At 64.1% G+C, this 11,100-nt stretch carries 9 protein-coding genes; 1 reads left to right on the top strand and 8 read right to left on the bottom strand.

The window, feature by feature from the left end:
- Positions 1 to 450: 450 nt before the first annotated feature.
- A complete protein-coding gene (locus tag J6595_RS17925; protein WP_209596352.1) occupies positions 451 to 843 on the top strand; it encodes a Ros/MucR family transcriptional regulator in 393 nt (130 codons plus the stop codon).
- 500 nt (positions 844 to 1,343) lie between these two features.
- On the opposite strand, the gene J6595_RS17920 is transcribed toward J6595_RS17925, so the two are convergent.
- The 8 genes from J6595_RS17920 to J6595_RS17885 all read right to left on the bottom strand — a co-directional run bounded on the left by J6595_RS17920 (position 1,344) and on the right by J6595_RS17885 (position 11,083).
- Positions 1,344 to 2,156 (bottom strand): SGNH/GDSL hydrolase family protein, encoded by an 813-nt coding sequence (locus J6595_RS17920; protein ID WP_209596279.1) that lies wholly within the window; start codon positions 2,154 to 2,156, stop codon positions 1,344 to 1,346.
- Entirely contained in the window at positions 2,153 to 3,346 is a 1,194-nt protein-coding gene (locus J6595_RS17915; RefSeq protein WP_209596277.1) for a phosphoglycerate kinase, read from the bottom strand. Before J6595_RS17915 ends, J6595_RS17920 begins: the two co-directional genes overlap by 4 nt.
- Positions 3,347 to 3,493: 147 nt before the next feature.
- Entirely contained in the window at positions 3,494 to 5,302 is a 1,809-nt protein-coding gene (locus J6595_RS17910; RefSeq protein ID WP_209596274.1) for a potassium/proton antiporter, read from the bottom strand.
- A gap of 168 nt (positions 5,303 to 5,470) precedes the next feature.
- Positions 5,471 to 6,448: a PDR/VanB family oxidoreductase gene (locus J6595_RS17905; RefSeq protein ID WP_209596272.1), complete on the bottom strand. Its 978-nt coding sequence runs from the start codon at positions 6,446 to 6,448 to the stop codon at positions 5,471 to 5,473.
- 31 nt (positions 6,449 to 6,479) lie between these two features.
- On the bottom strand, positions 6,480 to 7,238 hold the full coding sequence (locus J6595_RS17900; protein WP_209596270.1) for a GntR family transcriptional regulator: 759 nt from the start codon (positions 7,236 to 7,238) through the stop codon (positions 6,480 to 6,482).
- 7 nt (positions 7,239 to 7,245) lie between these two features.
- Entirely contained in the window at positions 7,246 to 8,301 is a 1,056-nt protein-coding gene (locus J6595_RS17895; RefSeq protein WP_425342171.1) for an aromatic ring-hydroxylating dioxygenase subunit alpha, read from the bottom strand.
- A 187-nt stretch (positions 8,302 to 8,488) separates the two neighbouring features.
- Positions 8,489 to 9,844 (bottom strand): TRAP transporter large permease, encoded by a 1,356-nt coding sequence (locus J6595_RS17890; RefSeq protein WP_209596268.1) that lies wholly within the window; start codon positions 9,842 to 9,844, stop codon positions 8,489 to 8,491.
- A gap of 3 nt (positions 9,845 to 9,847) precedes the next feature.
- Entirely contained in the window at positions 9,848 to 11,083 is a 1,236-nt protein-coding gene (locus J6595_RS17885; RefSeq protein ID WP_209596266.1) for a TRAP transporter small permease subunit, read from the bottom strand.
- Positions 11,084 to 11,100: the final 17 nt, after the last annotated feature.

The raw sequence follows: 11,100 nt of genomic DNA, 5'->3' as shown, positions 1-11,100 counted from the left end.
CACGGCCCCGGCCTGATCAGCAATCTCCCAGCGTCCCATTCGTAAAATCCAAGTGAATGGATGGCTGCTACTGACCTCAAACCACGAATTCTCCCGCCGGATTCAGGTAATATCAGCTTTTGGTTGTGTCAGCTCAGCGAACTTATGGATATGCAGAGCGCGATATCGGTCGTTTCGCGGCAAAGTCTCTATAAAATTTGCTTGGTCCTGCGCCGGTGAAACCGTCCTTGCTAGGGGACAATCATTAAAAAGCAGAAATACGCTATTGACAGCAAGTAAATCGGCATAAATACAGGTGGACATGGCGCAGCACTGATTTTGTGCTCCTGCGCGTTCACTGAAGGTCGGCAGTGCTTTCAGACTGACCGCGCAATTTTGTTTGTGGCACTGCCGTCATATCAACGATCGGGTGATAAATTGGATCAGATCGAGGCAATCGACAACAACGAGATGCTCATGGAGCTTACGGCTGAGGTCGTCGCCGCCTATGTGAGCAATAATTCTCTGCCCGTTTCGGAACTCCCCGGCTTGATTGCCGATGTTTATGGAGCACTCGGCCGCACGACGACCGTGCCTGCGGCTCCGCAGGCGGAAAAACCGAAACCAGCAGTCTCCGTTAAGAAGTCCGTGACAGACGATTATATCATCTGTCTGGAGGACGGAAAGAAATTCAAGTCGCTGAAGCGGCACCTGATGACGCATTACAATCTGACGCCGGAAGAATACCGCGAGAAGTGGGATCTGGCACCGGATTATCCGATGGTGGCGCCGAACTATGCGGCCGCGCGCTCGCGGCTCGCCAAGCAGATGGGCCTCGGCCACAAGCGCCGTCGCGGCCGCTGAGGCGCAATATCGCTCGCTCTGATCGCGCGAACCCGGTTTGCTTTCGGGCATCCCGGTTCCGTGGTCGAGCCGAACTGCTTTCCGCGTGTTTCCTCGATTGATTGATCAGTTGCAAGCCTTCGGGCAGGTCTCGTCCGCAACGCGCGGGGCTTGTGATCGCCGATCCTTGCCCCAAAAGCTGCGAGCCGGCGGCATCGCGATCCACCTCACATAAAACCTTGGCATCCGGTCGCCGTCCGCGGCAATGCAGCGCCGTGAATGCAACGTCATTCGCGCAATGATTGCAATTGCCGCCGGCAAGATGCTTTCTGGCGCAAGCTGTTCCCTGGTGACTGCGTGCAGCTCGCCGTCGCCTGTCTACAGCATCGGCCAGAAAATCGGAATTGATTTTCGGAAAGCACGATGCGGTGATTCAATAAGTTAGAGCGTCCTTTGTGCGTCCATTCGGACGCACGGCGCTCTAATGTCGCGGCAAAGGCATGCTTTGCTTCGTCGGCGACTTACCGCCGGCCGATGACGTAGTTCACGAGATGGCTGGCGTAATAGGCGTAACCTTCCACTGAGGCGTGGAAGCCGTCCCGTGAGAACCCGGCGGGCTCGACCCGTGGCAGCGTGGTTGCGACGATCGCCCCGCGCTCGGCGCAGAGCCTGGCGCCGATCTTCCTGACGATCCTCGCCCGCAGCTCCAGAACATGGGCAAGGCCCCGCGGCAGGGCCGGGACACGCTTGAGGTCCACCGGAGGAGACCAGACGATGCGCGCTTCGGGCCATTTGGACTTCAAGGCGTAGAGAAGGCTTCCGAAGCTCTTCTTGAAACGGCGGGCGCCATGAAAATTCTTGGCGTCGTTGGTGCCGATCATCAGGACGATGTGAGTGAAGGCCTCCCGCGCGAGATTGGGGACGACATGGTCCCGGATCTCGGCCGATACGGCCGAGTTGGCCCCGGCGGCGCGCCAGAACACCGAAAGACCGGTCAGCGCCACGATGCGTTCGGCAAGCTTGGGCCCCAGCGAGTCGTCGATCATGTCGACCCCGACGCCGGCAGCCGACGAATCGCCGATCACGAGGAGTTTCACGCCCGCTTCGCTGATGTCCTTCGCGCCGAAGAGGCCGCTCGTTGCGCCCGCAGGCGGAAACATCCGCAAAACCCTTCGCCGCGTCGCTATCCCCTGCCAGACATAGACCGGCAGAAGCAGCCACGAGACCAAGCCGGTCTTGAACGAGGCGGCGAGCCCGCCCGGATCGAAATCGCCGGTGAACTCGTCGAAGCTCCCCGAAGCGGGGCCGGAAACCTGACTTCGCGGTGTCGTCATGTCTTCAAAACCTCGACGCCGGGGAGGGCCTTTCCTTCCATCCATTCGAGGAAAGCGCCACCTGCCGTGGAAACATAGCTGAAGTCGGCGGCGGCGCCAGCCTGGTTCAGTGCCGCAACCGTGTCGCCACCGCCGGCGACGGAGACCAGCCTGCCGGCCTTGGTGAGCTCCGCGGCGTGCCGGGCGGCAGCCACCGTCGCCCTGTCGAAGGGTTCGATCTCGAAGGCGCCGAGCGGGCCGTTCCAGACAAGCGTCTTGGCCTTGTCGAGCCAGCCGTTGACGGCCTCGACGCTTCTCGGCCCGGCATCGAGGATCATCGCGTCTTCGGGCACATTGCCGATATCGACGGTCTTGCTGGCAGCGCCAGCCTTGAATTCGCGCGCGACGACCGCGTCGCCCGGCAGGACGATCGTGCAGCCGGCCGCCTCGGCGGCCCTGACGATCGACAACGCCGTGTCGGCGAGGTCGTGTTCGCAGAGGGACTTTCCGACCGAAACCCCTTGGGCTGCGAGAAAGGTGTTGGCCATGCCGCCGCCGATGACTAGGGCGTCGACACGGGCGACGAGGTTCTGCAGGAGGTCGATCTTGGACGAGACCTTGGCGCCCCCGACCACGGCAGCGACCGGGCGCTCGGGTTGTCCGAGCCCCTTTTCGAGGGCTTCGAGTTCGGCCTGCATCGTGCGTCCGGCAAAGGACGGCATGTGATGGGCGAGCCCCTCGGTCGAGGCATGGGCGCGGTGGGCGGCCGAAAAGGCGTCATTGACGTAGATGTCGCCGAGCGAGGCGAGGGCGTTGACGAATTCGTCGGCGTTCTTCTCCTCGCCCTCGTGGAAACGGGTGTTCTCCAGAAGCACGACATTGCCATCCTTCAGCCCCGAAACGACACCCTCGGCCACAGGTCCGACGCAGTCGTCGGCAAAGCCGACGGGCTGTTTGAGCATCTCGCTCAAGACAGGGGCGACGGGCGCCAGTGACATTTCGGGATTGGGTTTGCCCTTGGGCCGGCCGAAATGCGCCAGCAGGATGACGCGCCCGCCCTTCTCGGCGATCTCCCGAATCGTCGGCAGCACGCGTTCGATACGGGTCCGGTCCGTGACGACGCCATCCTTCATCGGAACGTTCAGATCGACGCGCAGAAGCACCCGCTTGCCAGCCGTGTCTGCGTCGTCGAGGGTCTTGAAGGTGGTCACGCAATATCTCCTTGGTCAGCGGCGGATAATTTTTTTGCCGGGCCGGCTTCGCCCGTCATCGGCTCGATCGAGCCCGCGCCTGTTCGTTGCCCGTGTCGTATCGCTCCGGCGTGGCAGCGTCCAGGTCAGCAAAGTTCGAGTGCGCCGTCAGGGTTGCCTGCCTGGTCGCGAGAACAGTCGCCGCACGCCCGCAACGAGATCCCGGCGGCTGAAGAACAGCGGAATGTGACTGCCGCGGCCGCGCTCGGGCTCGAGCGACAGCCCGGCGGCGACGACGGTTCCGTCGAGGCCGACCTGTCGGACGATCAATTCGACCGGCGCGGCCGAGACGCGGTCGCCATAGTCGGCCTCGCCGCCGAGCCGCGACATCATCAACTCGGAGACCGTCATTGCCGCTTCCTCCGGCTGGAGCGGGATCGCGTAGGCCTCGGCGAGCGCGCCGGCATTGGCCGCGGGATCGACCGTGAATTCCCCGAAAAACTCCGCATCGTCGGGGCTGAGATCGGCGGGGCGTGCGAAAAGCCGGTCGAGAAGGGGCGGATAGCGCGGCGAGATGAACAGGAAAACATAGTCGCCTGCCTGCAGCCTGCCGGCGTACTGGTAGCGCATGGAGCGTCCGTCGCGGATGACGAGAGATGGCCGGGCCCAGCGCGGGATGCGCTCGCCGCGTGCGACCGGGCTGCCGTCGACGACGCGGTAAGACAGGAGCTCATGGTCCGGCGAGCCGGGCAGTTCCAGCTCGTGCTTTTCGATCGCGCCGGTCTGCGGTGGCACCACGAGACCGAGACGCCGCGCGACGTTGGCGATGGTCCAGCCCTGAACGAGAAGCGAGACGAGGACGATGATGAAGGCGGCGTTGAAGAACAGGCGCGACTCGTCGAGCCCGCCGATCAGCGGCACGATGGCAAGCAGGATGGAGACGGCGCCACGAAGCCCGACCCATGAGACGAATGCCATCTCACGGCGCTGGAAGTCGAAGGGCAGGAGGCAGAGCCAGACGGCGATGGGGCGTGCGATGAAGATCAGGAACGCGGCAAGGACCAGGGATTGCCAGAGGATTTCGCCGAACTGCGAAGGCGTCGCGAGAAGTCCGAGGATCAGGAACATCACGATCTGGGCGAGCCAGGTCAGCCCGTCCTGAAAGCGCTTGATCGTCGGGCCGCCCGAAAGTTTGGCGTTGCCGGCGTAAAGCCCGGCGACATAGACCGCCAGAAAGCCCGATCCGCCGACGGCACCGACGGCGGCGAAGACCGACAGAGCGAGGGCGAGGGTGATGATCGGCAGAAGGCCCCGGTCGATGGCGAGCCGGCGGATCACCGAGACGATCATCATGCCGCCCATCAGGCCGCCGAACAGGCCGATCGTCATCTGGCCGACGAGGCCGAGAGCAACGTCGATGCCGACGGACTCCAGCCCCGAGCCCGCGCGGATCGTCTCGACGAGAGCGACGGTGAGAAAGATCGCCATCGGATCGTTGGTGCCGGATTCGATCTCCAGCAGCGAGCGCACCCTCTCGCGCACCGTGATTCCGCCGACCCGCAGGAGAAAGAAAACGGCGGCGGCGTCGGTCGAGCCGACGATTGCGCCGAGCAGCAAGCCTTCGACCAGCGAAAGCCCGAGAAGATAACTCGCCGCCAAGCCGAAGAGGATGGCCGTTGCGAGAACGCCGAAGGTCGCCAGCGTCAAGGCTGGCGCCGCCGCGAGGCGGAAGGTGGAAATGCGGGTTCCGAACCCGGAATCGAACAGGATGATCGCCAAGGCGATCGTCCCGACGAAATAGGCAAGGCCGGCATTGTCGAAATCGATGCCGATGCCGTCGACCCCCGCGAGAAGGCCGATCGACAGGAACAGGAGCAGCAGCGGGGCGCCGAAGCGGAAGGCGAGGAGACTGGAGAAGGCAGCGACGACGATGAGGATGGTCCCGACCAGGATCAGGACATAGAGGGACTCCAGCATATCTTGCGGCAATTCTCTCGGGCAGCTGACGATCGGAAGATGCTGCGACGCAGCGCAGCTCTCCACATAGGGGGAAATCGTCCGTTGGCCATTCGCGAGCAGGCAAAAGTTCGGCGCAGCTCAAGCTGCGCCCGGCCCTTGACCCGACCGCAGTCTCGCAAAGACGGATCAGTCGGGCCGGTATCCGACGCTGAGAACGGCGCCGCCGCCGGATATGCGGGACACGCAGGCGCAAAGCTGCGCATTCTCCTGCCGCTGCTGGTCGGAAAAGAAGACGTCGCGATGATCGACGACACCGTCGAGCGAGACGATGTCGAGCGCGCACAGCCCGCATTCGCCGCGCTGGCAGTCGGAGATCACGCCGACGCCGGCCTCTTCGAGGCTTTGCAGGAGGGTGCGATTTTCCGGCACGCACACTTCGACGCCAAGCTCGGGAATTTTCACCCAGAAGGCCTCGGCTGCATGGGAACCGCTGGAGCCGAAGGTCTCGTATCTCAGTCGATGGGGCTGGCGCCCCGCCGCGGCCCAGGCCTTGCGGGCGGCATCGAGAAGCCGCATCGGTCCGCAGATATAGAGCGCGGCATCGGGCCCGAGCCGTTCGATCTCGGCCGCGATATCGAGCCTCTGGCCCTCGCTGGAAACGGCGAGTTCAAGGTCACTCGAAAGCCGCTCGCTCAACAGATCGACGAAGGGCATCGCCGCCCGGCTGCGGCCGGTATAGACGAGGCGCATGGGCGCGCCGCGCTTCTTCAGCGTCAGCGCCATTCCGAGGATCGGGGTGATGCCGATACCGCCGGCGACCAGCAGATATTCCTCGCTGCTCTGATCGAGCTCGAAGAGGTTGTTGGCGTTGGTGATCCTGACACGGGCGCCGGGCTTCAGGCTCCACATATACGCCGAGCCGCCCCGGCTCTCGGCCTGGCGGCGCACGGCGATGCGATAGGCCGTACGGTCGGGCTCGCCGACCAGGGAGTAGCTGCGCGTATCGGTGCGCTCACCGATCATCACCTGAAGATTGATGTGGCTCCCCGGGCTCCAGGATGGTGCGGGTCCGGCATCGGGCACGATCTCGAAATGGCGGACGTCCTCGGCGACGTCGCTGGTAGCGATGACGCGGGCATCGACCCAGTCGCGGTCGTATTTCATGGCTTATCCTCCCTGGCAGCTCGGCTGCCGCTCATCCGGCATTGGTGTCGCCGCGCACGATCAGCGAAGCGCCGGGCAGATCTTCAAGCGCGCGGCTCGTTGCCGTCGCAAGGCGCAGATTGCGGATCGCCAGCCGCGCATGCTCGCGCGCCGCGCTTTCCGCCCGCTGACCGTCCCCCTCCGCGATGGCCTCGACGATCTGGCGGTGCTGGTCCTGGCCGATGGTCAGGATCGCGCGGGCCTCGCTGAGCGTGCCCTGCGCCTCGACGAAGCTGTTGTGCCCGGCAAAGGGCAGGGCATTCGCCCGCTCGATCTCGCGGGAAAGGACCGTGCTGCCGGCTAGCTCCCAAAGCCCGGTGTGAAAGGCCCCATTCGCTGTAATGTAGCGGTCGAGATCGAGGCTCGGCTCGGCGAGAACGTCTTCGATCCTGGCGAGCGCTGAACGCAAGGGGGCGATGTCCGCGCCCTTGGAGACGCGGCGCGCGGCCTTGGCTGCGGCGAGGCCCTCAAGCGTACCGCGCACCTCGATGGCGTCGAAGATGTCCTCCTCGGTGATCGGCTTGACCTGATAGCCGCCGCCTGCGAGACGCTCGAGAAAGCCTTCGCTCGCCAGCTGCGCCAGCGCCGCGCGCACCGGCGTCCGCGAGACCCCGAGCCGCTCGACCAGCGGCAGCTCAGAGAGCCGCTCGCCGGGCGCGATCTGTCCCGACAGGAGAAGATCGCGCAGCGCCAGCAGTGCCTTGGTGGTCTGGGACTGGGAGCGCTCGGCTAGGGTGATCGGCGAGACCATGAAGGGATTACTCCGCCGCCTCCCTGATATGCGTCTCGCCGCGCTCTTCGGCGACCATCCGGTCGATCAGACGCCGCGCCCACATCGAGCCGGAATCGATGTTGAGATTGTAGAAGACCTTGTCGGGATTGGCTTCCATCGCCTTCTGCTGGGCCTCGAAGATCACCTCGTCCTCGCCGAAGAGCCGCTTGACGCCCTCGCGGATCATCGTCGTCCAGCGCTGCTCGGTCAGGTGATGGTTGCGCACGAAGGACCAGAAGTAATGGCAGGTGCTGTCGGTCTCCGGCGTCATCGTGTTGAGCACGAAACCGTTGACGCCCTGGCTGCGGTCGCCTTCGGGGGCACCGGTGCCATGGGGCGCGACGCCGACATCGATGGCGATGGTCGCCGGTGCCTCGAAATTGATGATTTGCCAGCGATCGACATTGCCGGGCTTTTGCAGCTGCATCTCCCAGAAGGGCGGCGCCTCGACATCGATCATCCAGCGCGTCACCTGGGCCTTGCGGTCGCCATGGGTGGTCACGAAGGGCGCTTCGGCGACGGCGTCGTTGCCGATCGAGCCGGCATGGACGAAGGTCTCGTGGGTGAGATCCATCAGATTGTCGACGACGAGGCGGTATTCGCCCTTGGCGTGGATATAGGCGCCGTCGCCCGCCCAGTCGGGATCGTCGTTCCAGTGGAGGTCGGGGACGGTGGCCGGATCGGCGAGGGCCGGATCGCCCATCCAGATCCAGATGAAGCGGTGCTTCTCTACGACCGGATAGGTGCGCACGGCCGCCGACGGATTGATCGTCTCCTGGGAGGGCATGAAGACGCAGCGCCCGTCGGGGCCGAATTTCAGCCCGTGATAGGCGCAGGTTACCCGGTCGCCGTCGAGCTTGCCCATGGAGAGGGGAACCAGGCGATGCCAGCAGGCGTCGTCCATGGCGACGATGCTGTCGTCTGACTTGCGGTAGAAGACGATCTTCTTGTTGCAGATGGTGCGCGGAAACAGCGCGCGCTTGATGTCCGTGTCCCAGGCCGCAGCGTACCAGACATTCAGCGGATAACGGCTTTCCAGCATGATTTCCTCCCAAGCTGTATACAGCCAAGGTGGAACCACTCTCAAATCGTGTCAATCGGCCAAAATTATCACAGTGTTGCCGCCGCGACCGTTCCCGTCATGCCGGCGTCGGTGCATGTCTGTATACAGCCGGCGGCTTCGCAGCGATCAGAGCCGCCGGATTCCGGGCACCAGACGTCGGTGTGTCTCAGCCATAGACTACGTTCGGCAGCCAGGTGATGATCTCGGGAAAGACCATGCAGAGCACCAGCCCGATCACCTGGATTGTCAGGAAGGGGATTGCCGCCTTGAAGATCCGGGTCATCGGGATTTCCGGCGGTGCGACGCCTCTGAGATAGAACAGCGCGTAGCCGAAGGGCGGCGACAGGAAGCTCATCTGCATGTTGACGAGATAGAGAACGCCGAACCACAGGACGAGATCGTCGCCGCTTTCGAGACCGAAGGCGGCCGCGCCGAGGCCCTTTATGATCGGCACGAAGATCGGCACGCACAGAAGCAGGATGCCGACCCAGTCGAGGAACATGCCGAGGAACACCAGAATGATCTGCATGAAGATCAGGATGCCCCAGGGCCCGAGCCCCATGCCCTGCATGGCGCCGGCGACGAATTGCTGGCCGCCTTCGAGGACGTAGAGGCCGACGAAGATCGTCGCGCCGAACATGATCCAGATGACCATGGCGGTGGCTTTCAGCGTCGTCAGACACGCGCCCTGAACCGTCGGCCAGTCGAGCTTGCGGTGGATCGCCGCGACGATGAAGGCGCCGAAGGTGCCGATACCAGCGGCTTCGACAGGTGTCGCGACGCCAGAGAAGATGACGCCGAGGACGACGACGATGAGGGCGACGGGCGCTGACATCTTCGACATCACGTGGAGCTTCTCGCGAAACGAGATGCGCTCTTCCAATGGCGCCGGCGGGCCGAGCTCCGGATTGATGTAGGAGCGCGCGACGACGTAGAAGATGTAGAGGCCGGAGAGCAGCAGGCCGGGAAACACCGCGCCGATGAACAGCTCGCCCACCGACTGTTCGGCAACGACCGCGTAGATGATCGCAAGGATCGACGGCGGGATCAGGATGCCGAGCGTGCCGCCGGCCATGATCGAGCCCATGGCGATCTCGGGATTGTAGTGCCTTTTCAGCATGGCGGGCAGGGCGATGATGCCCATGGTGACGACCGCCGCGCCGATCACGCCGACCATCGCGGCAAGGATGGTCGAGGCGATGATCGTCGCCGCCGCGAGCCCGCCCTTCACGCCGCCGAGCACCTTGTAGATGACGTCGAACATGTCGTTGATGATGCCGGCCCGCTCCAGCATCGCCGCCATGAAGATGAAGAGCGGGATCGCCGAGAGCTGGTAGTTCGTCATCAAGGGGAAGATACGCGACGGCACGATGTTCAGCGTCTGCCAGTCGCCGAGGACGAAGAGGAAGACGCAGGCGAGACCGCCGGTGACGAAGGCGAGCGGCAGCCCGGCCATGAGCAGCAGGAGCAGGCTGCCGAACATGATCAGCGTCAGCCAGCCGATACCGATTTCGAGACCCATGGCTCAGGCCTCCCGCAAGGTGGGTTGCGGCGTGCCGGTCGCCAGCGTCCGGAAATCCTGGGCGAGCTTGGCGACGCCCTGCAGGATGAGCAGCGCGGCGCCGACGACGATCGCCCATTTGAACGGCCAGTAGGCGAGCTGCCATTCGGTGAAGGAGACCTCGTTCACCCGCGTCGCATCGGCGGCAAAGATCCAGCCGGTGACGAGAAGCGTGCCGGCGAAGATGAAGAAGAACACCGAGGTGAGAATGTCGGCCAGCGCCTTTCGGCGCGGCGACAGCGGCGCATAGAAGATGTCGACGCGCACATGGCTTTCCGACAGCATCGCATAGGCGCCCATGATCAGGTACTGCATCCCGAACATGAGATACATGCCTTCATGGGCCCAGTTGGTCGGCGAATTGAAGACGTATCTGGCGACGACTTCGTAGTAATAGACGAAGACGGCGATCACCGCCCAGTAGGAGACGAACTCGCCGGTATAGAAGGACAGGCGGTCGATCCAGCCGGTCGGGCCGGCGTGGATGGCGGCGCGATCCTTGACGAATTCGCCGGAGAGCTTTGGCAGGGGCTCCTCGTCGGCGGTCTCGTCCTCTGCGAGGCGCCGGTTGGCGCGGCGAACGAGGAAGGGCATCAGCAGGGCGTCGACGACGATCAGGACGGCGATCGCCACGAAGGCGAAGAAGGCGACGCTTTCCCAGAAGTCGCGGTTCGCGCCGGATGTGTCGGCGATCGCCTGCTGCTCCTGAAGATCGTTGCGGGCGGCTTCGAGCCGCGTGCGCGAGCTTTCGAGCCGCCGTTCCTCGCGCTGGAGCCTGCGTTCCGCCGCCCGCTTGGTGAAGGAGCCTTCCTCGGCCTCGGCGACCTGCGCTCGCAGGGCGGCGAGCGAGGCGTCGGCTGCGGCAAGGCGCGGCTCCTCGCGTTCGATCGTGCCCTTCGAGACCCGCACGATGTTGGCCGCATCCGAATAGGCCGCGCGGGCGTCGCGCTGATGGGCGTTGGCGTAGAGAATGGCCGCAAACAGCGGCAGGAAGATCAGCCCCCAGGCGATGCTCTTCAGATAGAACCGATGCAGGCCGAGCATGCCGCCGGTGATCAGGATGAAATAGGCCAGCGGCAGGGAATAAACGCGTGGGCCCTCGCGTCGACCGCGCCGCGCCAGCACCATGGCGACGACCGGGAAGACGAAGAGCAGCGCCCAGTACAGCCAGTGCGGCAGTACGAAGGTCAAACTCGGCATGGGGTTTCGTCCTGAAT

This window comes from Jiella mangrovi (assembly GCF_017815135.1).
Lineage (GTDB): Bacteria > Pseudomonadota > Alphaproteobacteria > Rhizobiales > Rhizobiaceae > Jiella > Jiella mangrovi.
The sequence above is the reverse complement of the archived record's forward strand: the minus strand, read 5'-3'. Positions and strand labels throughout refer to the sequence as shown.

Bases quoted from the DNA above. Each gene is read 5' to 3' on its own strand.
- J6595_RS17905 (WP_209596272.1), bottom strand. From the start codon at position 6,448: ATGAAATACGACCGCGACTGGGTCGATGCCCGCGTCATCGCTACCAGC.
- J6595_RS17885 (WP_209596266.1), bottom strand. From the start codon at position 11,083: ATGCCGAGTTTGACCTTCGTACTGCCGCACTGGCTGTACTGGGCGCTG.
- J6595_RS17920 (WP_209596279.1), bottom strand. From the start codon at position 2,156: ATGACGACACCGCGAAGTCAGGTTTCCGGCCCCGCTTCGGGGAGCTTC.
- J6595_RS17890 (WP_209596268.1), bottom strand. From the start codon at position 9,844: ATGGGTCTCGAAATCGGTATCGGCTGGCTGACGCTGATCATGTTCGGC.
- J6595_RS17895 (WP_425342171.1), bottom strand. From the start codon at position 8,301: ATGCTGGAAAGCCGTTATCCGCTGAATGTCTGGTACGCTGCGGCCTGG.
- J6595_RS17910 (WP_209596274.1), bottom strand. From the start codon at position 5,302: ATGCTGGAGTCCCTCTATGTCCTGATCCTGGTCGGGACCATCCTCATC.
- J6595_RS17925 (WP_209596352.1), top strand. From the start codon at position 451: ATGCTCATGGAGCTTACGGCTGAGGTCGTCGCCGCCTATGTGAGCAAT.
- J6595_RS17900 (WP_209596270.1), bottom strand. From the start codon at position 7,238: ATGGTCTCGCCGATCACCCTAGCCGAGCGCTCCCAGTCCCAGACCACC.